Origin of the sequence: Bradyrhizobium sp. CCBAU 51745 (assembly GCF_028128715.1) — a bacterium.
GTDB lineage: Bacteria > Pseudomonadota > Alphaproteobacteria > Rhizobiales > Xanthobacteraceae > Bradyrhizobium > Bradyrhizobium manausense.
Genome location: NZ_LBJP01000089.1, coordinates 183,439 through 205,496, shown reverse-complemented (window position 1 = coordinate 205,496; position 22,058 = coordinate 183,439). Strand labels below are relative to the sequence as shown.

Genomic DNA, 22,058 nt, shown 5'->3' with positions numbered 1-22,058 from the left:
CGGCCGAGCTGCCATTTGACGGCGATATAGAACCGCGCGCCTATGCAGCCCGGCGGCTGTGGCGCTCGATTAATGGACGCGCGCCAGCCTTTCATCAACTATCGAAACGACCGCTTGAGGGCTGCGATCTGCGCTCGAGGCGCACGGCGCGGACGCAAGCTATCGCGTTATCGCCGAAGTACTGTCCGGCAATAGTCGCGTCCCCGATCGCGCTTGGAAGACCCACGATGTGCGCAATCGGACGATCCGCCTGGTGCAAGCCGGCATCGCGTTGATGCGCGGTGGTTACCGCAAAATTCTGCGGCCCGGGCGCAGGGACGAATAGCGCAGTCCCCAAGGGGTGCCGAAAACCGCTCCCTCCATATTCAGCATCCCTCTCCGAAGACTTTCTCCTCCATGATGACCGCACCCACGCCGGCCTAGCCAAGCGTGGTGTGCTGTCCACTTGGAGTTCTCAAATGCCCGATTCGATGGCCGATCTTCCCCCGCGATTCCTGCGTACACCTGAGGCCGCGCGCTATCTTGGCCTGTCCGGTCGCACGCTCGAGAAGCACCGGACCTACGGTACTGGACCGACGTATCGGAAGATTGGCGGCCGTGTTGTCTACGCCGCCGATGACCTGAAAGCTTGGGCTGACCGTGGCGCCAAGACGTCGACGTCAGATCCCGGCAAAGGGACCGTGCTGCCCGCCAAGAAGCATCCGGCCCTGCGTCCCTACGCAGGTCAGGAACGTCGCTGATGTCAGCGTGAGATCAGTGACTATGCGGCGCAAACACCATTCCGAGCGCGACCAGCTTGAGCTCTTCCGGGCGCTGCCCGGCGATCTCGCGCCGCGCGATGCGCAGGATCTAATGGCCTATCCGTTCTTCTCGCTCGCAAAAACGAAGCGGATCGTGCCGATCGATTTCCGCGCCGGCGCGATCTCAATTCGGGTCGAAGCTGTTCCGGAACGCGGCATGGCGACCATTTGGGATGCAGACGTTTTGATTTGGGCTGCGTCCCAGATCGTCGAAGCCCGTGACGCCGGCTTGAAGACGTCGCGTCTGATGGCTGCAACGCCTTACGAGATTCTAACGTTCGTCGGCCGCGGCACCAGCGCGCGCGACTATGACAGGTTGAAGGCGGGTCTCGACAGACTGCAGTCGACGACGGTGCTGACGTCGATCCGCCAGCCAGCAGAACGGCGGCGGCATCGCTTCTCCTGGATCAACGAATGGAAGGAGACGGCCGATGCAAATGGTCGCCCATTTGGGCTCGAGCTGATCTTGCCGGATTGGTTCTACGCCGGCGTCATCGATGACGCGCTCGTGCTGACGATCGATCGCGCCTATTTCGACCTGATGGGCGGGCTCGAGCGCTGGCTTTATCGTCTTGTGCGCAAGCATGGCGGTCGGCAGGACTGTGGCTGGAGTTTTGATCTTGTACACCTTCATGCCAAGTCCGGCATCCTCTCGCCGCTCAAGCATTTTGCGTACGACGTCCGTCAGATCGTCCAGCGCCAGGCATTGCCCGGCTATCAGCTCGTGCTCACGCGCGATCCTCACGGCGCCGAGCGGCTGAACTTCGCGCCTACGCCTGTCGATCCCTCAACGGCACGCCTGCGCCGACGGGGTCTCGTTCCGAATTCGGAGGACAACCTGTGAATCAGCTCGTGCTATCGGGGACCGCAACCCTCGTGCTATCAGGGACCCGATCCTCGTGCTATCAGGGACCGGAGTCGAGCTTAAGAGCTTGTTTCTCCGCGCTTTCCGGCTGCTTTAACTTCACTAACATACTGACACTAACTTCTTGTTGTGAATCAGCACGTTGTGAACAAGTCGGCTGCGCGTGCAACGAGAACGCCTCATGCATCCACTCTCGCACGCGCAAAGCTTCGCTGCAATGCGATTCTTGTCGCCAAGGCACGCGCGCAAACGTGATCGCGCGCAAGTCTTCGCGATCACCAGCACCGGCATCACCGCATCACGTTCGTCGCTTTCCCTTGCGGCCGCTCGCTCGTCGAGGAGAACTCGCTAACATCCGTGGTTGGCACGACGGCCACCACAAGCCGGAATTTGAGGAATGGGCGGTCAGGCTAACCAGCGCCGTGCTTGTTGGCTTCAAACGTCTGCATGAAGCCGCCGGCAAGAAAAGTTGCGATCTCACCCAAATCCCTGTCTCCCCGGGAGACGCCGCTCCGCCGTGGCGGAAGGAAAAGGCGCACGTGGAAGCGGCCGGGTCGCGGAGGCCCTTACATCGCCGCAGCGACCCGGCCGCGCTTGCCGCCGGCGCCAAACCGGAACGCGGTGCCGTCGGTCCAGATCTTGTGCAGCAGCACGGCGAGCGCGCGCGCCACCGCGGTCGCCGCGCCCTTCAGACCCTTCTTCTTGGCCAGCCGCAGGCCCCACAGCCGCAGCTTAAAGTTCTTATGGATCCGCGTCAGGATCGCGATCGCCGCCTCGTACAGCATCGCCCGCGTCAGCTCGTCGCCGCATTTGGAGATGCTGCCGATGCGAGCGGTTTGTCCCGACTGGTAGCGCCGTGGCGTCAGGCCAAAATGGGCGCCGACATTGGTCGACTTCTTGAAGCGCGCCGGGTCGTCGACCGTTGCGCGGAATGTCAGCGCCACGAGCGCGCCAACACCGGGCACGGTCATCATCCGCCGCACAGCGTTGTCGCTGCGCGCCGCCGCCAGCGCCAGGCGCTGCAGCTTTGCCAGCTGCAGCCGCATTGCGCCGCGGGCGTCCAGGAGCGGCGTGACGATGGCCTCCAAATCCTTCGTCCCGGCCATGATCTCGCGCACCCGCGCGTCGAAGCGGCCCATCGAGATCTCACCGACCTTGAGGCCAAACGGGCGCAACAGGCCGCGGATCATGTTCTCCATATCCAGCACCTTACCGAGCAGCGCCTTGCGTCCGACCAGCAGCGCCCGCAGCGTCTGCGCGCCCTCCGATTTGACATGGACCGCACGGAACCAGCCGGTTCGCATCATTTGCGCGATGCCCTTGGCGTCGTTGCGATCGGTCTTGTTCAGCATCGCGTTCAGTGCCGCCTTGGCATGCCGGGTCTCGATGCAGGTCACAGGGAGGCCCTTTTCGGCGAGCGCCGTGAACAGCCAGGCAGAGTAGGAGAACGCTTCCAGCCCGACGCGCTTCAGGTGGATGCCCCACTCGGCCAGGAACAGCTCGATTGCGTCCGGATCGGTGTTGAGTTTCGCTTCCCGCGCGACCTTGCCGTCGCCGTCCACCACGCAAATATTCGTTGCCTCCAGCGACATGTCGAGCCCTGCATAGAAGTCCATCGTTCGCCTCCACCGCCGACCCCCGGGCCGCACCGCGCTCTCCGTTCGCGAATCGTTGCGAAGCATCATCGCCGCAACGCCGCCGGCGAGGGGACACCGGTCAGTACCCCGGCTAACCAGAAATCCTTCGGATTTCTTCTAACGCACCAAGCCGAAAGCTGCGTTGGAGGCGACCGGCCGCAGGTCGCCAGTCCTGTTTGGCTTTGCAAGCCGCACACGCTCCTCGCCGAATGCCAAGTTCACGGATCCCAGTTCGGGCTTCGGGGAGCGGCGGCATGAGCGACCTGACCGAAGTGGAGGTCCTGTGGCTCGAGAAGCGCATCGAAAACCGCATTCGGTTCGGTCACGTTGTCAAGGAACGGAAGCTAGATAGCCATCGGCGCGTCTTGTCATTCGCACCAGGCAGCATCTTTGCCTTCGTCCGTTGGACGTCCGACGACTTTGGCACGATCATCTCGCGGATCGACATCTTGCGCGCGGTCGCACCGGGACAGCGCTGCTCGACCGTTCCTTATGTGACACCCGGCGGTGAGATTCTGTTGCGGCTGTCAGGCTGGCCGAAGGTCGAGCGAGTGCTGCAAATGACCGATGCCGTTGAGGTACTCGGCATCGATCCGGCGGATGTTGCGCCCGATCATTGGCATCACGTTCATAACCGCCTGTCCGTCAACGAAAACCCACGTTCCTACACGAAGGCACGCCATCAGGCTTGGCTCTATCGCCAAAGGGTGATGCGATGACAGGCCGCTTGAAGATAGTGGCCGCGACGTCTGGGACTGCTGCTGCGCTCATCGCGACGATCGTCCTTGAGCCGCTTCCGCTTTACATTTGGAATGCATCGGCGAGCGTGCCAATCGGTCTCTACAGCTTACGGGCGACGAAGCGGTTCCACGTGACCGAGCTGGTCGCCATTCAGCCTCCAGAGCCGCTCGCGACCTTTCTCGACTTGAACGGTTATCTGCCGGGCGGCGTCCCCATGCTCAAGCGGGTCCTGGCGCTGCCCGGGCAGACGGTCTGCAGAACCGGCCTCACGATTTCGGTCGACGACGTCGCGGTGGGCGAGGCGAAGGATCGCGACAGACGCGGCAGGCCGCTGCCGAAATGGCAAGGCTGCCGCGTCGTCGGTGACGGCGAGTTGTTTCTGATGAACTGGCAGTCGGACGACTCTCTTGATGGCCGGTATTTTGGATTTCTTCCGGCGTCTAGCGTGATCGGGCGTGCGATGCCGGTATGGACTTGGGAGGAGTGATCGTGCGTATTCGACGTGTTCTCCTCGGCATTCCCTTGTTCGATCGGTTGCGGGATCATTCCTCCGTCGCGAGCAATTTTTGCAAGGCTGGCGCGAGCCCGACAGCGTGCTGGGGTCGATTAGGCACGCGCGTTTGTGCTGTGGCGCCCCTGATGTTTCTTCTGATCACGTCCGACACTGCTGCTTCGGCCCAGAGCGCATCAGCTGGACGTCCGGCGATCGGTCAGACCGTTAAATCGTTTGAGGGCTTCATCACTGAAGCCTCACAACGGTTTGCGATTGCGCCGAACTGGATCCGATCAGTCCAAAGCATCGAGAGTGCTGGTGACGTGCACGCCAGATCGCCAAAAGGCGCAATGGGCCTGATGCAAATCATGCCGGCGACTTGGGCGGAACTTCGCGAGCGCTACAATCTCGACAACGACCCCTACGACCCGCACGACAACATTCTGGCCGGCACGGCGTACTTGCGCGAACTGCTCGATCGGTATGGCTCGCCTGGCGTGTTTGCCGCGTACAACGCGGGACCATCTCGCTATGAAGAGCATCTCGCAGGCGGTTCCCTGCCAGACGAGACGCGAGCATACGTCGCAAAGCTTGCAAATCTGCTTGCCATCGAACTGCCGCCGAGATGGACGTCCAGCGGACGGTCAGCAGCAACTGCGACGTTGTTCGTCACGCGATCCGATCTCATGAAGACGCGCGGTCGTTTGCTGGCGCTCATGCCGTCGGGCGGCGTCACGGCCGCAATCTCGGCGCCCGATATTTCGCACATGGTTCCCCAGCCAATTGGCATGTTCGTCCCTCGATCGAACTTGGGAGTATCGCAATGACCAAGTGTGCGGGTTCGCCATCTGATGGCGTATGGGCGATCTGTTCGAGCCACATCGCGAGTTGCGCTGGTGTCTGCGTCACCGAGCCACCAGGATCCGCCACGCGCGACCAGAAAAAGTTTCGCCGGTCGATGCGCTTGGTGAACAGGCACAGCGCCGTGCCGTCCTAAAACAGTATCTTCAGGAACGACGCATTCTTGCCATGGAAGACAAAGAGATGGCCCGAGAACGGATCCTTCTTCAGATGTTCCTGGATCAGTGTCGCGAGTCCGTCGAGACCCTTGCGCATGTCGCTGTAGCCGAGCGCCAGATGCACTTTCACGCCCGCCGGGATGACGATCACGATGCTGTCTCCCTACCGGCGATCTGCCGATTCACCGCGGTCGGACTGCTGCCCGCCAGCGCGAACACACGCTGTCCATCTTCCAGTTCGATCGCCATCATGTCGTCCGGCGGTTTTACAAGATCATGCAAGGCCGCGAGCGCCGGCACCTCATTTTCCGCAGCGTCGGCGAGCGTCACCGTCGCCAGTTGCGCTGCCTTGCGAGCGGTCAGGCTGAACTCGCCCCGCCAGCGGAACACCATGCTGGTGGCCACGCCATGGCGGCGGCAAACCTGCGCCACACTGACGCCGGGCCACTCAGTCTCCTGCACGGTCGCCTGCTTCTGCTCGTCGTTGAACCGACGCCGGTTCAACCGCGCGTCCACCGCTTCCGGAGTCAAGCGATATTTGCGTCGCGCGCAATTAGCAGCGCTGCTTAATTGAGCCCGGGCACTCGGATGAAGCAACAATCGCCAGTCCATCTCGTCGCCGGTTTCTTCGAGCCGGTTGCACCAGATCCGCAGCGAATAGAGCGAAAGGCCGAGCGCTGCGGCATACTCCGCATGCCCCATGCCGCTCCAGTTCATCGCCTCAGCATGCATGCTCCAGAACGCTCGAAGGGCGATCGGACCGCAGTCCGTGCTCACGCTGTAGCGATAGCGAGAGGGCTTCTTACGGCGCTTCGGCTCCCCCTTACTGAGCTGACGTTCTGCCGTCTTTCGACACAAATTCCGCTGCTTTTTCCGCGCGTTTGCTTAGGTCTTCCGGACTCACCAGATGGTGCACCTACCGCTCGAACGTTGCCATCGAGAGCTTGCGCCGGCCGCAATATTCCTCAGCATCCTGGTTGCCGCGATACCAGCTCTCAACGTACGACGACCAATAGGGGTTGTTGGCCTTTGACCACGAACGACGAGGCGCCATCGGAAATCCTCCACAGCAGCAGAGAACCCGAAATGGAACGAGAACACACTATGGAAGAGATGTGCAGGACTTTTACGATGGCAGAACGGCGAGATAAAAGGGGCTCGCCGGTCGAACCGCAAGCCATTGGCATGGCTTGGGTTCTGGCGTGCCGGTCGGTCGGGGCGCGTGCCGCGCCTTGCGGTTTTGACAATGCAATCAAGGACCTTTTCGGCATTGTAGGCGCGTTTGCGCTCTTCGAGGCCCGGCCATGACCGTTCGCGACAGCGATCTGCGTATTCGACCCGGGCGCATCCGCACCACCTCTGCGCCAAAGCCAAAGAGCTTCATCAACCAGGTTCTTCGCGCCGCGAAGAAAGCAGGACACACCTCGGGTCAGACCGTAGCCGGCAGGCGTTCGGTAGCCTATGGACGTTCGACGTTTGGTCGCGGCCGGCTGTCTTTTAGCCGTGCCCGATTGTTCAGCCCGACGCGTCGCGTCGTGGTGAAGGCGCGTGTTGTCCGGCACAAAGGACGAGCCTTCCGTTCAGCGCCCCTGAGCGCCCACTTCTCGTATCTGAAGCGCGACGGCGTGACCCGAAGCGGGGAGCGGGCCGAGATGTTCGATGCCGGCAGCGACCGCGCCGATAGCGCGGCCTTCGCGGAGCGGTGCAAGGACGACCGGCATCATTTCAGGTTCATCGTCTCACCGGAGGATGCCGGCGACATGACCGATCTGAAGGCCTTCACCCGCGATCTCGCCAGGCAGATGGAGACCGATCTCGGCACGCGGCTTGATTGGGTGGCGGTCGATCATTGGAACACCGACAACCCTCACGTCCATCTTCTCGTTCGGGGAGTAGATGAGGAAGGGTCGGATCTCGTGATCTCCCGCGACTACATCAGCCAAGGCCTGCGCTCACGCGCCGAGGAACTGGTCGCTATCGAACTGGGCCCTAAACCGGAGCACGAAATCCGCAATTCGCTGGAGAGGGAAGTCACGGCGGAACGATGGACCCGACTCGATCGGGAGATCCGGCTGGCGGCTGATGAGGCCGGCTACATCGATCTTCGGCCGGAGAATCCCGGCAAATCCGATCCCGAGATCAGGCGCCTGATGATCGGCCGCCTTCAGCACTTGGAGAAAATGGGCCTTGCGGCATCCGCTGGGTCGGGGGAGTGGATGATCGGGCTTGAGGCTGAGCGTAGGTTGCGCGACCTCGGCATGCGCGGCGATATCCTCAAGACCATGCACCGGGCCTTTACCGAGCGTGGGGAAGCGCGCGGCGTTGCCGATTTCGTCATCGAGGGCGGACAGCCGACATCCCAGATTGTCGGACGACTGGTCGACCGTGGACTGCATGACGAACTGACCGGCGAGGCCTATGCCCTGATCGACGGGACGGACGGACGGGCGCACCATGTGCGCTTTCGAGGCGTCGAGGCCTTCGAGCGCGCACCGCCGATCGGCGGCATCGTCGAAATCCGACGCTTCGGTCAGGCCGCCGATCCGCGGCCGACCGTGGTGCTGGCGATCCGCTCCGATCTCGATCTTGCCGAGCAGGTCACCGCGAAGGGCGCGACCTGGCTCGACCACCGGCTCGTCGAACGCGACCCCATGCCGCTCGCCATGGGCGGCTTCGGCCGCGAGACTCGCGACGCCATGGAAGCCCGTACCGAGCATCTGATCCAGGAAGGCCTGGCGCGGCGGCAGGGGCAACGCATCATCTTGCAGCGTGATCTGCTGAACACGTTGCGCCGACGTGAACTCGCCGAGGTGGCCGCGAAAGTCTCGGCTGACACCGGCTTGCTTCCCATGAACGTCGTCTCCGGGGAGCATGTGGCCGGCACGTATCGCCAGCGGCTGACGCTCACCTCGGGACGCTTCGCCATGATCGACAACGGGCTCGGCTTCCAGCTCGTGCCCTGGTCGCGTGAGCTCGAGAAAAAGTTTGGCCAACACGTCACCGGCCTAGTGAAGGACGGCGGTGGCATCGAATGGGGCTTTGGTCGCAAGCGCGAGCTCGGCCTCTAGCAATCTCTCCAATTCAAATTGCGAAAGGGCGTTCAGCATGTCCGGAACCAAAATCCTCTGGGGACAGGTGATCGTCGTCGGCCTGATCGTTTTACTGGCGATCTGGGGAGCAACCGAGTGGACGGCCTGGCGGCTCGTTTATCAACCGGAGCTCGGGCGGCCCTGGTTCGAACTGTCGGGCTTCAAGGTCTACTACCCGCCCATCTTCTTCTGGTGGTGGTTCGTCTTTGATGCCTATGCGCCTCAGATCTTTGTCGAGGGGGCCTTCATCGCGGCAACCGGGACGTTCGCCTCGATCGCGGCGGCGATCGGGATGTCGGTGTGGCGGGCGCGTGAAGCCAAAAATGTCGAGACCTATGGTTCGGCGCGCTGGGCTGGTCTGGAGGAGGTTCGAGCGGCCGGACTTCTCGGTCCGGATGGCGTCGTGCTGGGCAAGCTTGATCGCGACTACCTCCGCCATGATGGGCCGGAGCACGTGTTGTGTTTTGCTCCCACCCGGTCCGGCAAGGGTGTCGGACTCGTCGTTCCCTCGTTGTTGGCATGGCCGGGCTCGGCCATCGTGCACGACATCAAAGGTGAGAACTGGCAGCTGACCGCGGGTTTCCGCTCGCGGCATGGCCGCGTCCTGTTGTTCGACCCGACCAACCCGAAATCCTCGGCTTACAATCCGCTGCTCGAGGTCCGGCGCGGGGAATGGGAGGTTCGCGACGTCCAGAACGTGGCCGACGTCCTGGTCGACCCCGAAGGCTCCCTCGACAAGCGGAACCATTGGGAGAAGACCAGTCATTCGCTCCTGGTCGGCGCCATCCTCCACGTCCTCTATGCCGAGGCAAACAAGACTTTGGCCGGGGTCGCCGCCTTCTTGTCCGATCCGAAATTGCCGATCGAGGCGACGCTGAGGGCGATGATGACAACGCCGCATCTTGGCGAGCAGGGCGCCCATCCCGTGGTCGCCTCGACGGCGCGCGAACTCCTCAACAAATCCGAGAATGAACGTTCAGGCGTTCTGTCCACGGCGATGTCGTTCCTCGGTCTTTACCGCGATCCTGTTGTCGCCCAGGTGACCCGCAGCTGCGACTGGCGAATTGCCGACCTGACCGCAGATAGCCGCCCGACGACGCTTTATCTCGTGGTGCCACCATCGGATATCTCTCGAACCAAGCCGCTGATCCGCCTGGTGCTGAACCAGATTGGCCGGCGTCTGACCGAGGACTTGCACGCCCGCGACCGCCGGCATCGAGTCCTGATGATGCTCGACGAGTTTCCCGCACTTGGGCGGCTTGATTTCTTCGAGTCCGCGCTCGCCTTCATGGCCGGGTACGGCATCAAGAGTTTTCTGATCGCGCAGTCGCTCAATCAGATCGAGAAGGCCTATGGGCCGAACAACGCAATTCTCGACAATTGTCACGTCCGCGTTAGCTTTGCGACCAACGACGAGCGGACCGCCAAGCGGGTGTCCGACGCGTTGGGCACGGCGACCGAGATGCGGGCGATGAAGAACTATGCCGGGCACCGGTTGAACCCTTGGCTGGGGCACCTGATGGTCTCGCGGCAGGAGACGGCAAGGCCGCTCTTGACCCCCGGTGAGGTCATGCAGCTTCCGCCGATGGATGAAATCGTCATGGTGGCGGGGACGGCGCCGATCCGGGCGAAGAAGGTCCGCTACTACGAGGATCGGCGATTCACAGAGCGGGTACTGTCGCCGCCTGATCCAGCGACGGCTGGCCGGTCATCGCGAACGGACGGATGGTCAACGTTCGGAGCGTCAAAGCCGGCGGGGAGTCCAACTGAAAAAGCCGCGGAGGCCGAGGGAGACACGGCGAACAGCGGACTTCGTCGTGAGCCCGAACTCCCCGATCACGTCGCGATCGCCAAGGAAACGAGCGAGCCAACGCCAGCCGAGGAATTTGCCGCCGTGCTTGACGATGACGAGGACGCGGTCCGCCAGTCCCGGCTCATACGCCAGCAGATGCGCGGTGTCGCGCGCCAAGTCGCCATGGATCCCAATGACGGGATGGAGCTCTGAGCAATATGCGCGACAGGATGAACGTCTACTTCCCGCCAGAGCTGCTAAAGCAGATCTCGGAGCTCGCCGATCGCAAGAGGCTTTCCCGGTCCGCCATCGTGGAAGCTGCGGTCGCCTCTTTTCTTTCACCCGACGGAGCGGATAGGCGGGAGGCAGCGTTCACCCGGCGCCTCGATCGGCTGTCGCGTCAGATGCAGAGGTTGGAGCGCGACGTAGGTTTGACGGCCGAAAGCTTGGCGCTCTTCATACGGTTCTGGCTCACGATCACGCCGCCACTGCCCAGTGACGCGCAGGCGGCAGCGCAGGCAAAGGGTCGGGAGCGCTTCGAAGGATTTGTCGAGGCGCTTGGGCGTCGCTTGCAAAAAGGGCAAAGCTTTCTCCGCGAAATTCCAGAAGATATCGGCCGTCAGGAACCGGCCGAAGAAACTTGATTGAACCATGTAGGCAGACTTTCGCCGGTCCTTCTTTTTCTACGCCAGCCCACGATCGCAGCAATTTAGCTAGGCCCTCAAAGAGCTGGACGCGCTATCGGCTCGAATGAGCTGAGGAGCAAGAAGGGCCAGCATGCAAGTTCCAGGAGCATGGCGTCTTACCGCGCGCGTATTTCTACCGTTCGCTGCTGGTTACTATCTTTCGTATCTGTTTCGAACGATCAATGCTTTGATCGCCAGTCATCTCAGCTCGGATACCGGGCTTGGGTCTGCCGATCTCGGGTTGCTTACGTCAGTCTATTTCCTTGTTTTCGCGGCGGCTCAGATCCCCGTCGGCATATTGTTGGACCGCTTTGGTCCGCGTCGCGTCGAGAGTGTTTTGCTCTTGCTCGCAGCAGTGGGCGCCGGACTGTTCGCAGTATCGACAGGCTTCCTGTCCCTTTTGATCGCTCGTGCAATGATCGGGCTTGGCGTGGCGGCGGCGCTGACGGCAGGACTGAAGTCCATCATCCTATGGTTCCCGAGGGGGCGAGTTGCCTTGCTCAATGGCTACATGATCATGTTGGGCTCGCTTGGAGCAGTCACCGCCACGGCTCCCGTCGAATATCTGCTGACTTGGATGGGCTGGCGGCAGCTCTTTGAGATCCTGGCGGCCGCTACCGGCGCGACGGCCGCTCTCATCTATGTTGTGGTGCCCGAACGAGGCACCGTCTCATCGATGGCGTCAACCCCCGCGACCCTTAGCTCAGTTTTCGGCGATCGGCGCTTTTGGCGAATGGCCCCGTTGTCGGCGACTTGCATTGGATCGGCCTGGTCCCTGCAGGGATTGTGGGCATCGCCGTGGCTGACCGACGTGGAGGGGCTTGATCGCGCAAGTCTCGTCAGACAGCTTTTCATGATGTCGATCGTCTTGAGCTGTGGTGCCTGGTTGTTCGGTATGACGGTCCATTGCATCCAACGAAGGGGAATCAGGGCGGAGACAGTATTGGCGCTGGTTGCAGTGTTATTTATCGCAGCTGAGTTTGCCTTGATCCTGCGAGCGCCTCTGCCATCCATCTTGCCCTGGTCTGTTGTCGCAATTGTCGGAACGGCAACGGTGGTCAGCTTCGCGGTGATAGCGGATTACTTTCCGTCGGAGCTTGCTGGTCGTGCCAACGGCGCTTTGAACGTCTTGCATTTTGGTTGGGCATTTCTGGCACAATACGCGACAGGCCTCATCCTGGAGCAATGGTCTGCATATGATGGCCATAGGACCCTCCAAGCCTATCAGGTCGCGTTCGGCGTCAACATAGCGCTGCAGATCGCGGCGTTGGTCTGGTTCGCGTTGCCTTGGGGCCGATACCTAGCTCTACGGATGAGGCCCATAGCGCTTTTCGTGCCTGCTAATGTTTTCAATGTTGTCGAGTCAGTGAGCTCGTATGAGAATTCGATGGTCCTCATACCCGCGGATGATGGTGCGGAGTGGTGAGCAGTAATTCGCATTGCGACTGGGTAGGCTTCAGAGATCAGTTCTTAGTCTTTCTTTTTCTACGCAAATCTACGATCACTGAAAGCCATTGTTGCACCAAGTCCGTTGGTGCCTTTCTTAATCATCCCCATCTGAGGGCCGTCTGTGGACGCTCTCACTCGGTGGAGGCGAACAGTGGCAATCCATTCCATTCAATCGGAGGCGAGTTCGCGCGGTGCGCGAATGCTGCGTAGCGCGCTCGGCTCCGCAATTGCCGGCTACCTCGAAGACGAGGCGATCATCGAGGTGATGCTCAATCCGGATGGGCGTCTGTGGATCGACCGGTTGTCGAGCGGCCTGATCGACACAGGCGAAACTCTGTCGGCCGTGGATGGCGAACGCATCGTTCGCCTGGTTGCACATCATGTGGGCGCCGAGGTGCACGCCGGTGCGCCACGGGTTTCGGCCGAACTGCCCGGGACCGGTGAGCGCTTCGAAGGACTCTTGCCTCCGGTCGTTGCAGCACCGGCCTTTGCTATTCGCAAGCCTGCCGTCGCCGTGTTTACGCTCGACGACTACGCCGCCAAGAAGATCATGACCTCAGAGCAGGCCAGGATCTTGAAGAAAGCGGTCGTCGCACGGAAGAACATCCTCGTTGCCGGAGGGACATCGACCGGCAAGACAACCCTGACGAATGCACTTCTGGCTGAGGTGGCGAAGACCTCCGATCGGATCGTGCTGATCGAAGACACCCGCGAGCTGCAGTGTAGGGCGCCCAATCTCGTTGCGCTTAGGACCAAGGACGGTGTGGCGACGCTGTCGGATCTTGTCCGCTCGTCCCTCCGACTGCGTCCTGATCGCATCCCGATAGGCGAAGTCCGAGGTGCCGAAGCACTCGACCTCCTCAAGGCCTGGGGCACCGGCCATCCCGGCGGCATCGGTACCATCCATGCTGGGACAGCGCTCGGCGCGCTGCGGCGGCTCGAGCAACTCATCCAGGAAGCCGTCATCACGGTTCCGCGCGCCCTGATCGCCGAGACCATCGACCTCGTCGCCGTGCTGGCGGGACGCGGCGCTGACCGCCGCCTCGCTGAACTCGCCACCGTCTCAGGGCTGGGCGCCACTGGAGACTACAGCCTTTCAACAGCAGGAGACTGACATGCGTCAGCAATTTCGCTTTCTTCGAGGTACATCGTTGGCCGCCTACGGCACCATGCTTTTGGCAGTTCAGCCCGCATGGGCGGCTGGTTCGAACATGCCGTGGGAGCAGCCGCTCAATCAGATCTTGCAGTCGGTCGAGGGGCCGGTCGCAAAGATCATCGCGGTCATCATCATCGTCGTGACCGGCCTAACGCTCGCGTTCGGGGATTCCTCCGGCGGCTTCCGCAGACTGATCCAGATCGTGTTCGGTCTTTCGATCGCGTTTGCGGCCTCAAGCTTCTTCCTGTCGTTCTTCTCCTTCGGCGGTGGCGTGGTGATCTGATGGATGAACCTGTCACAGGCTTTGTTGTGCCTGTTCATCGCGCACTCACCGAGCCCATCCTGATGGGTGGCGCGCCGCGGTCGGTTGCGATTGTCAACGGCACGCTTGCGGCAACCCTGGGTCTGGGGCTGCGGCTCTGGCTCGCGGGTCTGGTCCTCTGGTTCATCGGCCACGTAGCCGCCGTCTGGGCCGCTAAGCGCGACCCCGCTTTTGTCGATGTAGTGCGCCGACATGTGCGCATCCCCGCTCATCTCACCACCTGAGCTCTCAGTCATGATGAACCTTGCCGAATATCGCCATTCTAGCGCGCGTCTCGCCGACTTCCTGCCCTGGGCAGCCCTCGTCGACGAGGGGATCATCCTGAACAAGGATGGTTCGTTCCAGCGGACGGCGAAGTTCCGGGGGCCTGATCTCGACAGCGCAGTGCCGGCTGAACTCGTCGCCGTCGCCGGGCGTCTGAACAATGCCCTCCGCCGCCTCGGATCCGGTTGGGCCGTGTTCGTCGAAGCGCAGCGTCATTTTGCCGGCACTTACCCGCCGAACCACTTTCCGGATGTCGCGTCTGCGCTGGTCGATGCGGAACGCAGGGCTCAGTTCGAAGAGGCCGGTGCCCACTATGAGTCCAGCTACTTCCTGACATTCCTCTATCTGCCGCCAGCGGAAGGGGCCGCCAGGGCAGAGCGGCTGCTTTACGAGGGGCGCGACCGCACAGCTGGAGCGGATGCTCGCGAGATCCTCCGCGGATTTATCGACCAAACAAACCGCGTGATGCAGCTCGTTGAAGGCTTCATGCCCGAATGCGTCTGGCTCGATGATCAGGACACGCTGACCTACCTGCATTCGACGATCTCGACCAAACGTCATCGCGTTCGGGTGCCTGAGATTCCCATGTACATCGATGCGCTGTTGGCCGACCAGCCGCTGACCGGGGGGCTCGAGCCGATGTTGGGCTCGGCCAATTTGCGGGTGCTGACGATCGTGGGCTTTCCTGGGGCGACGACCCCGGGAATTCTGGATGACCTCAATCGCCTGCCGTTTTCATATCGGTGGTCGACCCGCGCGATCATGCTCGACAAGACCGACGCCACCAAGCTGTTGACCAGGATCCGCCGCCAGTGGTTCGCCAAGCGGAAATCCATCGGCGCGATCCTCAAGGAAGTCATGACAAACGAGACGTCGACGCTGCTCGATACCGACGCCCACAACAAGGCGCTTGATGCCGACGCGGCGTTGCAGGAACTGGGGTCCGATCAGATCGGACAAGCCTTTGTCACGGCGACCATCACTGTCTGGGACCTTGATCCCAATGCCGCCGATGAAAAGCTGCGCCTGGTCGAGAAGGTCATTCAAGGCCGCGATTTCACCTGCATGGTCGAGACGGTGAATGCCGTCGAAGCCTGGCTCGGTAGCCTGCCAGGTCATGTCTACGCGAATGTGAGGCAGCCACCGGTGTCGACACTCAACCTCGCCCATATGATTCCGATGTCGGCCGTGTGGGCGGGCGAAGCGAGGGATCTGCATTTCAAGGGTCCACCGCTTCTGTTCGGCAAGACCGAGGGATCTACTCCGTTCCGGTTTTCGCTCCACATCGGTGACGTCGGCCACACGCTCGTGGTAGGGCCGACAGGTGCCGGCAAGTCGGTCTTGCTGGCTCTGATGGCGCTACAGTTCCGTCGTTACCCGAACGCACAGGTCTTTGCGTTCGATTTCGGTGGTTCGATCCGCGCGGCCGCGCTCGCCATGGGCGGCGACTGGCATGATCTCGGCGGTGCGCTGTCTGACGGGGACGAGAACCCTGTCGCGCTGCAACCTTTGGCTTGGATCGACGATTCCGCCGAGCGCGGATGGGCCACGGAATGGATTGGTGCGATCCTGGCGCGGGAAAAGGTCGAGATCACGCCGGAGGTCAAGGATCATCTGTGGTCGGCGCTCACCTCTCTCGCTTCAGCGCCGAGGGAGGAGCGCACCCTCACGGGCCTCTCCGTCTTGCTACAATCCAATTCCCTGAAAAGGGCCCTCCAACCCTATTGCCTGGGTGGTCCCTCCGGACGCTTGCTCGATGCAGAATTCGAGCGCCTCGGTGAGGCGTCGGTCCAGGCATTTGAGACCGAAGGCTTGATCGGAACGAGCGCTGCCCCGGCCGTGCTGGCGTATCTCTTCCATCGAATCGGAGACCGTCTCGATGGTCGGCCGACACTCCTCATTGTCGATGAAGGCTGGCTTGCCCTCGACGACGAGGACTTTGCTGGCCAGCTCCGCGAATGGCTGAAGACGCTTCGGAAGAAGAATGCGTCCGTCATTTTCGCTACCCAGTCGTTGTCGGATATCGACGGCTCCCCGATCGCGCCGGCTATCATCGAAAGCTGCCCAACTCGTTTGTTACTGCCGAACGAACGGGCGATCGAACCGCAGATCACCGCCATCTACCGCCGTTTCGGACTCAACGATCGCCAAATCGAACTTCTAAGCCGGGCGACGCCAAAGCGCGACTACTACTGTCAGTCGCGCCGGGGCAACCGCATGTTCGAACTTGGGCTTGGTGAAGTCGCGCTCGCCTTTACGGCAGCTTCTTCCAAGACCGAGCAGGCTGTCATCGCGCAACTCTTTGCCGAACATGGACCTGACGGCTTTGTGGCGGCTTGGCTCCAGCACCGTGACGCCGCCTGGGCCCTCGACCTGATCCCCAATCTCGTCAATCTGGAGAAATCGCTATGAGGCGTCTTGGTCTATTGGCGGCTGCTGGCTCGGTCGCGCTGATCCTGGGCGTTGCGGTGCCCGCACGGGCGCTGATTGTCTTCGATCCCAACAACTACGTTCAGAACGTCCTGACAGCTGCGCGGGAGCTCCAGCAGATCAACAATCAGATCACCTCGTTGCAGAACGAGGCGCAGATGTTGATCAACCAGGCGAAGAACCTGGCAAACCTGCCGTACTCGTCGCTACAGCAACTGCAATCCTCGATCCAGCGGACTCAGCAATTGCTGGCCCAAGCCCAGCGTATTGCCTACGACGTCCAGCAGATCGATCATGCCTTCTCGACGAGCTACGCGCCAGCTACCAGCAGCCAGTCGGATCAGTTGCTAATCGCCAATGCTCAATCGCGTTGGCAGAATTCGTATGCCGCAACGCAAGACGCACTTCGTGTCCAGGCCGGCATCGTTGGCAACCTCGACACCAACCGCGTCCAGACCTCCGCGCTCGTTAGCTCAAGCCAAGGCGCTATCGGTGCCTTGCAGGCGACACAGGCCGGCAATCAGATTCTGGCATTGAACGCGCAGCAGCTCGCCGACCTCACGGCTGTCGTGACGGCGCAGGGCAGGGCGCAAAGCCTTGAAGCCGCGCAACGCGCGGCGGCCCAGGCCCAGGGCCGCGAACAGCTCCGACGGTTTCTTACGCCAGGGCAGGGCTATCAATCATCCAACGTGCTGATGTTCCACTGATGACAGACATCCGGGCATTCAGGGCGTTGTCGCTGCTGACGACAATTGGCGTGTTGGTCGTCACCGCCTGCACGATTCAGCTGCGCGGCGGAGACGGTCCTCCGCCTCCGAAAGCGGAGCAGACGACAGACGCAAGCAGCTCAGACCTCGCGCGCTGCCGCAGTGTCACTGCGGAGGACGCAGCGGGATATGAGCGTTGCAAGCAAGTTTGGGCCGAAAACCGCCGTCGCTTCTTTGGCAAGAAGGACAGTGTCGCAGTTCCAGGCCGCGACGATTCCGCCGCCGGCGTGGCGCTCGATCCAAAGGATCAAAGCCGGATCCCGCAGGGATATCCGAACTTGGCAACCCCTGGAGCGAGCAAGCCATGACTGGTACGGGGATCATTGACCAGTTCCTTGGGACATTCACGCGCTACATCGATAACGGCTTCGGGCTGCTGGGTGGCGAAGTCGGATATCTCGCAACTACGCTTGCCGCGATCGACATCATGCTTGCCGCGTTGTTCTGGAGCTGGGGGCCGGACGAGGACATCATCGCACGCCTCGTCAAGAAGACGCTCTTTGTCGGCGTCTTTGCCTACCTGATCAGCAATTGGAACAGCCTGGCGCGCATCGTCTTCGAAAGCTTTGCGGGTCTTGGACTGAAAGCATCCGGCGCAAGCCTGTCTGCATCGGATTTCCTGCGGCCGGGAAAGATCGCTCAGGTCGGCCTTGACGCCGGCCGACCGTTGCTTGATTCGATCTCAAACCTGATGGGGTACATCAGTTTCTTCGAGAATTTCGTCCAAATCGTCGTTCTCCTGTTCGCGTGGGTCGTGGCGCTACTCGCTTTCTTCATTCTGGCGATCCAGCTCTTCGTCACCCTGATCGAGTTCAAGCTCACGACGCTGGCCGGCTTCGTGCTCATTCCTTTTGGCTTGTTTGGCAAGACCGCCTTCGCGGCGGAGCGGGTTTTGGGCAACGTCATCTCTTCAGGGATCAAGGTCCTGGTACTGGCCGTGATCGTTGGCATCGGTTCAACCCTGTTCTCGCAGTTCACCTCTGGTTTCGGCGGCGCACAGCCGACCATTGAAGACGCAATGACTCTGGTGCTCGCGGCGCTGTCCTTGCTGGGCCTCGGTATCTTTGGTCCGGGTATCGCAAACGGGCTGGTGTCGGGCGGACCTCAACTGGGCGCCGGCGCCGCGATTGGAACAGGCCTTGCTGCTGGCGGCATTGTTGCCGCTGGCGCGGGACTTGCCGCTGGCGGTGCCGGTCTCGCTGGCGGTGCGATTGCAGGCGCCGCGCGCGGTGGCGGCGCTGTCATAAGCGGAGCATCAGCCGCCTATCGAAGCGGCGGCCTTGCTGGCGTCGCGGAGGCGGGCGCTTCGGCTGCGACGAGTCCATTGCGTCGAGCAGCGGCTGCCTTCGGACGTAGCTCGGCGGGCGATCAGGGCGCGAGCGCCGCGGCCGAGGGGCAGCCTGATTGGGCTCGCCGCATGAAGCGAGCCGAGACCATTCGGCATGGTGCCTCGGCCGCTGGCCACGCCGTCCGCTCGGGCGATCATGGTGGCGCCGGCTCCTCCGTCGATTTGTCCGAAGGAGAACGGTGAGACGCACCACTGCACCTCCGCCGCACAGCAGCGCCTCAAATCCACCCATCGCACAACTTGAAACCGATCACTCGATATCAGGGGCAACCATCGATGTTCAAACGACCATCAGTTCACTATGGGCGCATGCCCGAGCCGATTACGCCTTATCAAAAGGCCGCACAGGTTTGGGACGACCGCATTGGATCAGCACGGGTGCAAGCCAAGAACTGGCGCCTAGCGGCGTTCGGCTGCCTCGTGCTGTCGGCCGGTCTCGCTGGCGGCCTTGTCTGGCAGTCGAGCCAAGGCTCGATCACACCCTGGGTTGTCGAAGTCGATCATCTCGGCCAGGCCCAAAGGGTTGCGCCCGCCAACATTGACTATCAGCCTACAGACGCTCAGATCGCATACCATCTGGCGCGCTTCATCGAGGATGTCAGAGGTCTACCCGCCGACGGAATCGTTCTGCGCCAAAACTGGCTCCGGGCCTATGATTTTACAACCGATCGGGGCGCCGCTGCGCTCAACGACTACGCGCGCAACAATGATCCCTTTGCCAAGCTGGGCAAGGCTCAAATCTCCGTGGAGGTCTCGAGTGTCATTCGCGCCTCTTCGGAGAGCTTTCGAGTCGCGTGGACCCAGCGCATTTACAACAACGGCTCGCTGAGCTCGACCGAACGCTGGACAGCAATCCTTACGATCGTGATCGAAACGCCGCGCGATGCCGAACGTCTGCGCAAGAATCCCCTTGGCGTCTACGTCCGGGCCATCAACTGGTCAAAGGAGTTGAGTCAATGACCAAGACACCGTCTGACGTTCATTCGAAGCGTTCCCTCCAGCAAAGCAGGCTCAACTCGGCTTGGCACCAGTTGGTGAGCGCGAAGCGTGCACTTCTATCCGCTCTTCTGCTTGGCGCGTCTATGCTCGGTGGGTGCGCGACCTACATTCCGCCGGAGATCAGCTATGACGCTGAAGTTCCTCCGCTGCCGACGACGCCCGTTGCTCTCGACGACAGATCGCGACCGCTTCACATTCCGCCCCTCTGGAAGCCCTCTCTTGGCGGCAAGTCGGGCGGAAAAGAAGACGCTGAGCCGGTGAGCCGGATTGAGACCGCAAACAGCGCAGCCCGGGTCGAACCGCGCAAGGGGGGGTATTTCAACGCAGCCCAAATCTACGCCTACAGTCCCGGAGCGCTCTATCAGATTTACGCTGCACCGGGGCAGATCACGGATATCGCGCTCGAGGAAGGAGAGCAGCTGCCGGGATCAGGGCCAATCGCTGCCGGAGATACCGTACGCTGGGTCGTGGGTGATACCGAAAGCGGGAGCGGCGACACACGGCGTGTCCATATCCTTGTCAAGCCGACCCGAGCTTCGATTGAGACCAACTTGGTGGTCAATACGGACCGGCGCACCTACCTGATTGAGCTCCGCTCCCGCGAACGGCCATACATGCCGTCTGTTGCCTGGTACTATCCAGAAACTGTCCGGGAACGATCGCGTTCGGTCGCTCTGAAGCCCGTTATTCCGGAACCGGCGCAGCGTATCTCCCGCTATGCCATTGAAGGGGACAGTCCTCCCTGGCGGCCGCTCGCCGCATATGACGATGGCCGCAAGGTCTACATCGAATTCCCGGCGGGAATCGTGCAAGGCGAGATGCCTCCGCTCTTCGTCATTGGTCCAGACGGCAAGACCGAACTCGTCAACTATCGCGCTTACGGCAACGTATTGATCGTCGATCGGCTGTTTTCTGCCGCCGAACTGCGGCTTGGCGGCGAGCATCAGCAGAAGGTCAGGATTGTCAGGACTGACGGGAGGCCGTCGTCATGAACACCCGGAATGGAAACGATCAGGAGCAAGCGGCTCCGCCTGAGACACAAGAGGATCAGTCCTGGAGCTTCCGCTTGAGAGCGGAGCACCCGCGCGTGAAACGGCTGTCGCGGAAAGTACTGGCGGGAGGGAGCGCGGTCGCTCTGCTTGTCATCGGTGGAGCCGTGCTGTGGTCGCTGCAGAAGAATGGCCCTCGAGACCAGGCGGCCGATGAGCTTTACAATACCGACCATCACAATGTCGCCGACGGTATTACGGCGCTGCCGAAGGACTACACTGGCATTCCGCGCCAGCCAATCCCGCAACTGGGTCCGCCCCTTCCCGGCGACCTCGGTCGGCCGATCCTCGCGGCCCAGGGCCAGCCGCCGACGATCGGCTCTGATCCGGACCAGCAGCGTCGAGAACAAGAGACCGAAGCTGCGCGTATCAGCCGTTTGTTCGCTTCGACCAATGGAAGAGACGTGCGTCCGCCCGTCGCTGCGGCGGTTGGAAGTGACCGCGTCGTGCCACCGAACGCAACTGGCACTGGCGACGATGGATCTGCGCAGAACGGCCAGGACCGCAAGCTTGCCTTCGTGAACGCCTCGGTCGACCGTCGCACGGTAAGCCCTGACCGTGTCACCAGACCCGCTTCACCATACATCGTGCAGGCTGGGACGATGATTCCAGGGGCGCTCATCACTGGAATCAGATCGGATCTGCCAGGCCAAGTTACAGCGCAAGTAACCGAGAATGTTTTTGATACGCCGACCGGCCGCATTCTTCTTGTGCCTCAGGGAGCGCGCCTGATCGGGATTTACGATAGCCTGGTCACTTTCGGCCAATCCCGTGTGCTGCTTGTCTGGACCCGGCTGATCATGCCGAATGGACGTTCAATCGTTCTGGAGCGGCAGCCTGGCGCTGACACCGCAGGATACGGAGGCCTCGAAGACAGGGTTGACAATCACTGGGGCGAACTCTTTAAGGCTGCGGCACTATCGACGTTTCTGGCGGTCGGGACAGAACTGGGGGCCGGTACGGACTCCAACAGCAACGACAGCGCCATCATCCAGGCATTGCGACACGGCGCCTCCAACTCATTAAACCAAACTGGACAGCAGGTCGTTCGGCAGAGTCTCAACATTCAGCCCACTCTGATCGTGCGACCGGGGTATCCGGTTCGCGTTCTCGTCAATCATGACCTCATACTTACGCCGTATAGAAGGTGAT

The 22,058-nt window shown here is 61.7% G+C and carries 24 protein-coding genes; 20 read left to right on the top strand and 4 right to left on the bottom strand.

The annotated features are described in order from the left end of the window. Positions 1–121 precede the first annotated feature (121 nt). From XH98_RS31215 to XH98_RS31205, 3 genes are all read left to right on the top strand, one after another. Positions 122–325 carry a DUF2285 domain-containing protein gene (locus tag XH98_RS31215; RefSeq protein ID WP_333932789.1) on the top strand — a complete coding sequence of 68 codons (204 nt, stop codon included), beginning with the start codon at positions 122–124 and terminating at the stop codon, positions 323–325. 133 nt (positions 326–458) lie between these two features. Then, a complete protein-coding gene (locus XH98_RS31210; RefSeq protein ID WP_271599987.1) occupies positions 459–740 on the top strand; it encodes a helix-turn-helix transcriptional regulator in 282 nt (93 codons plus the stop codon). Between the two features lie 22 nt (positions 741–762). Further along, on the top strand, positions 763–1,644 hold the full coding sequence (locus tag XH98_RS31205) for a replication initiator protein A (protein ID WP_271620914.1): 882 nt from the start codon (positions 763–765) through the stop codon (positions 1,642–1,644). Between the two features lie 587 nt (positions 1,645–2,231). Here XH98_RS31205 and XH98_RS31200 read toward each other — a convergent pair. Beyond that, positions 2,232–3,281 carry an IS110 family transposase gene (locus tag XH98_RS31200; RefSeq protein ID WP_271599989.1) on the bottom strand — a complete coding sequence of 350 codons (1,050 nt, stop codon included), beginning with the start codon at positions 3,279–3,281 and terminating at the stop codon, positions 2,232–2,234. Positions 3,282–3,556: 275 nt separating this feature from the next. Here XH98_RS31200 and XH98_RS31195 point away from each other — a divergent pair, with 275 nt between their 5' ends. From XH98_RS31195 to XH98_RS31185, 3 genes are all read left to right on the top strand, one after another. Beyond that, positions 3,557–4,021, top strand: coding sequence for a DUF2840 domain-containing protein (locus tag XH98_RS31195; RefSeq protein WP_271620913.1), 465 nt, complete (start codon positions 3,557–3,559; stop codon positions 4,019–4,021). Further along, the gene (locus XH98_RS31190; RefSeq protein ID WP_271599991.1) at positions 4,018–4,530 is read left to right on the top strand and encodes a S26 family signal peptidase; all 513 of its coding nucleotides are present in this window, start codon (positions 4,018–4,020) and stop codon (positions 4,528–4,530) included. Before XH98_RS31195 ends, XH98_RS31190 begins: the two co-directional genes overlap by 4 nt. Positions 4,531–4,682: 152 nt before the next feature. Then, a complete protein-coding gene (locus tag XH98_RS31185) occupies positions 4,683–5,363 on the top strand; it encodes a lytic transglycosylase domain-containing protein (protein WP_271599992.1) in 681 nt (226 codons plus the stop codon). Between the two features lie 166 nt (positions 5,364–5,529). On the opposite strand, the gene tnpB is transcribed toward XH98_RS31185, so the two are convergent. The 3 genes from tnpB to XH98_RS31170 form a co-directional block, all read right to left on the bottom strand. Continuing rightward, the gene (gene tnpB / locus XH98_RS41290) at positions 5,530–5,706 is read right to left on the bottom strand and encodes an IS66 family insertion sequence element accessory protein TnpB (RefSeq protein WP_442868656.1); all 177 of its coding nucleotides are present in this window, start codon (positions 5,704–5,706) and stop codon (positions 5,530–5,532) included. Beyond that, entirely contained in the window at positions 5,703–6,287 is a 585-nt protein-coding gene (locus XH98_RS31175) for a transposase (RefSeq protein WP_271599993.1), read from the bottom strand. Before XH98_RS31175 ends, tnpB begins: the two co-directional genes overlap by 4 nt. A gap of 184 nt (positions 6,288–6,471) precedes the next feature. After that, complete coding sequence (locus XH98_RS31170; protein ID WP_271599994.1) at positions 6,472–6,609, bottom strand: hypothetical protein; 138 nt, start codon at positions 6,607–6,609, stop codon at positions 6,472–6,474. A gap of 250 nt (positions 6,610–6,859) precedes the next feature. Between XH98_RS31170 and XH98_RS31165 the strand changes: the two genes are divergently transcribed. The 14 genes from XH98_RS31165 to XH98_RS31100 all read left to right on the top strand — a co-directional run bounded on the left by XH98_RS31165 (position 6,860) and on the right by XH98_RS31100 (position 22,057). Beyond that, the gene (locus XH98_RS31165) at positions 6,860–8,623 is read left to right on the top strand and encodes a relaxase/mobilization nuclease domain-containing protein (protein WP_271620912.1); all 1,764 of its coding nucleotides are present in this window, start codon (positions 6,860–6,862) and stop codon (positions 8,621–8,623) included. Positions 8,624–8,660: 37 nt separating this feature from the next. Further along, on the top strand, positions 8,661–10,649 hold the full coding sequence (locus tag XH98_RS31160) for a conjugal transfer protein TraG (RefSeq protein ID WP_271620911.1): 1,989 nt from the start codon (positions 8,661–8,663) through the stop codon (positions 10,647–10,649). A 5-nt stretch (positions 10,650–10,654) separates the two neighbouring features. Further along, a complete protein-coding gene (locus XH98_RS31155; RefSeq protein WP_271620910.1) occupies positions 10,655–11,080 on the top strand; it encodes a CopG family transcriptional regulator in 426 nt (141 codons plus the stop codon). Positions 11,081–11,213: 133 nt separating this feature from the next. After that, the gene (locus XH98_RS31150; protein WP_271620909.1) at positions 11,214–12,548 is read left to right on the top strand and encodes an MFS transporter; all 1,335 of its coding nucleotides are present in this window, start codon (positions 11,214–11,216) and stop codon (positions 12,546–12,548) included. 222 nt (positions 12,549–12,770) lie between these two features. Then, complete coding sequence (gene trbB, locus XH98_RS31145; RefSeq protein WP_271620944.1) at positions 12,771–13,685, top strand: P-type conjugative transfer ATPase TrbB; 915 nt, start codon at positions 12,771–12,773, stop codon at positions 13,683–13,685. Position 13,686: 1 nt separating this feature from the next. Next, positions 13,687–14,010, top strand: coding sequence for a TrbC/VirB2 family protein (locus tag XH98_RS31140; RefSeq protein WP_271599999.1), 324 nt, complete (start codon positions 13,687–13,689; stop codon positions 14,008–14,010). Further along, positions 14,010–14,273, top strand: a complete 264-nt coding sequence (locus tag XH98_RS31135; RefSeq protein ID WP_271620908.1) for a VirB3 family type IV secretion system protein — start codon at positions 14,010–14,012, stop codon at positions 14,271–14,273. The genes XH98_RS31140 and XH98_RS31135 overlap by 1 nt, the downstream gene beginning before the upstream one ends. A gap of 10 nt (positions 14,274–14,283) precedes the next feature. After that, positions 14,284–16,725, top strand: coding sequence for a conjugal transfer protein TrbE (gene trbE / locus XH98_RS31130; RefSeq protein WP_271620907.1), 2,442 nt, complete (start codon positions 14,284–14,286; stop codon positions 16,723–16,725). Then, positions 16,722–17,450, top strand: coding sequence for a P-type conjugative transfer protein TrbJ (gene trbJ / locus XH98_RS31125; RefSeq protein ID WP_271620906.1), 729 nt, complete (start codon positions 16,722–16,724; stop codon positions 17,448–17,450). The genes trbE and trbJ overlap by 4 nt, the downstream gene beginning before the upstream one ends. After that, complete coding sequence (gene trbK-alt / locus XH98_RS31120; RefSeq protein ID WP_271620905.1) at positions 17,450–17,818, top strand: putative entry exclusion protein TrbK-alt; 369 nt, start codon at positions 17,450–17,452, stop codon at positions 17,816–17,818. Before trbJ ends, trbK-alt begins: the two co-directional genes overlap by 1 nt. Next, the gene (gene trbL, locus XH98_RS31115; protein ID WP_271620904.1) at positions 17,815–19,041 is read left to right on the top strand and encodes a P-type conjugative transfer protein TrbL; all 1,227 of its coding nucleotides are present in this window, start codon (positions 17,815–17,817) and stop codon (positions 19,039–19,041) included. Before trbK-alt ends, trbL begins: the two co-directional genes overlap by 4 nt. Before the next feature lie 93 nt (positions 19,042–19,134). After that, entirely contained in the window at positions 19,135–19,818 is a 684-nt protein-coding gene (gene trbF / locus XH98_RS31110) for a conjugal transfer protein TrbF (RefSeq protein WP_271620903.1), read from the top strand. Beyond that, complete coding sequence (gene trbG / locus XH98_RS31105) at positions 19,815–20,849, top strand: P-type conjugative transfer protein TrbG (RefSeq protein WP_271620902.1); 1,035 nt, start codon at positions 19,815–19,817, stop codon at positions 20,847–20,849. The genes trbF and trbG overlap by 4 nt, the downstream gene beginning before the upstream one ends. Next, positions 20,846–22,057, top strand: a complete 1,212-nt coding sequence (locus tag XH98_RS31100) for a TrbI/VirB10 family protein (RefSeq protein WP_271600006.1) — start codon at positions 20,846–20,848, stop codon at positions 22,055–22,057. The genes trbG and XH98_RS31100 overlap by 4 nt, the downstream gene beginning before the upstream one ends. Position 22,058: the final 1 nt, after the last annotated feature.

What these genes read in the sequence shown, in the direction of transcription:
- XH98_RS31210 (WP_271599987.1), top strand. Translation starts at nt 459, where the DNA reads ATGCCCGATTCGATGGCCGATCTTCCCCCGCGATTCCTGCGTACACCT.
- XH98_RS31205 (WP_271620914.1), top strand. Translation starts at nt 763, where the DNA reads ATGCGGCGCAAACACCATTCCGAGCGCGACCAGCTTGAGCTCTTCCGG.
- XH98_RS31200 (WP_271599989.1), bottom strand. Translation starts at nt 3,281, where the DNA reads ATGGACTTCTATGCAGGGCTCGACATGTCGCTGGAGGCAACGAATATT.
- XH98_RS31195 (WP_271620913.1), top strand. Translation starts at nt 3,557, where the DNA reads ATGAGCGACCTGACCGAAGTGGAGGTCCTGTGGCTCGAGAAGCGCATC.
- XH98_RS31190 (WP_271599991.1), top strand. Translation starts at nt 4,018, where the DNA reads ATGACAGGCCGCTTGAAGATAGTGGCCGCGACGTCTGGGACTGCTGCT.
- XH98_RS31185 (WP_271599992.1), top strand. Translation starts at nt 4,683, where the DNA reads ATGTTTCTTCTGATCACGTCCGACACTGCTGCTTCGGCCCAGAGCGCA.
- XH98_RS31175 (WP_271599993.1), bottom strand. Translation starts at nt 6,287, where the DNA reads ATGCATGCTGAGGCGATGAACTGGAGCGGCATGGGGCATGCGGAGTAT.
- XH98_RS31170 (WP_271599994.1), bottom strand. Translation starts at nt 6,609, where the DNA reads ATGGCGCCTCGTCGTTCGTGGTCAAAGGCCAACAACCCCTATTGGTCG.
- XH98_RS31165 (WP_271620912.1), top strand. Translation starts at nt 6,860, where the DNA reads ATGACCGTTCGCGACAGCGATCTGCGTATTCGACCCGGGCGCATCCGC.
- XH98_RS31160 (WP_271620911.1), top strand. Translation starts at nt 8,661, where the DNA reads ATGTCCGGAACCAAAATCCTCTGGGGACAGGTGATCGTCGTCGGCCTG.
- XH98_RS31155 (WP_271620910.1), top strand. Translation starts at nt 10,655, where the DNA reads ATGCGCGACAGGATGAACGTCTACTTCCCGCCAGAGCTGCTAAAGCAG.
- XH98_RS31150 (WP_271620909.1), top strand. Translation starts at nt 11,214, where the DNA reads ATGCAAGTTCCAGGAGCATGGCGTCTTACCGCGCGCGTATTTCTACCG.
- trbB (WP_271620944.1), top strand. Translation starts at nt 12,771, where the DNA reads ATGCTGCGTAGCGCGCTCGGCTCCGCAATTGCCGGCTACCTCGAAGAC.
- XH98_RS31140 (WP_271599999.1), top strand. Translation starts at nt 13,687, where the DNA reads ATGCGTCAGCAATTTCGCTTTCTTCGAGGTACATCGTTGGCCGCCTAC.
- XH98_RS31135 (WP_271620908.1), top strand. Translation starts at nt 14,010, where the DNA reads ATGGATGAACCTGTCACAGGCTTTGTTGTGCCTGTTCATCGCGCACTC.
- trbE (WP_271620907.1), top strand. Translation starts at nt 14,284, where the DNA reads ATGATGAACCTTGCCGAATATCGCCATTCTAGCGCGCGTCTCGCCGAC.
- trbJ (WP_271620906.1), top strand. Translation starts at nt 16,722, where the DNA reads ATGAGGCGTCTTGGTCTATTGGCGGCTGCTGGCTCGGTCGCGCTGATC.
- trbK-alt (WP_271620905.1), top strand. Translation starts at nt 17,450, where the DNA reads ATGACAGACATCCGGGCATTCAGGGCGTTGTCGCTGCTGACGACAATT.
- trbL (WP_271620904.1), top strand. Translation starts at nt 17,815, where the DNA reads ATGACTGGTACGGGGATCATTGACCAGTTCCTTGGGACATTCACGCGC.
- trbF (WP_271620903.1), top strand. Translation starts at nt 19,135, where the DNA reads ATGTTCAAACGACCATCAGTTCACTATGGGCGCATGCCCGAGCCGATT.
- trbG (WP_271620902.1), top strand. Translation starts at nt 19,815, where the DNA reads ATGACCAAGACACCGTCTGACGTTCATTCGAAGCGTTCCCTCCAGCAA.
- XH98_RS31100 (WP_271600006.1), top strand. Translation starts at nt 20,846, where the DNA reads ATGAACACCCGGAATGGAAACGATCAGGAGCAAGCGGCTCCGCCTGAG.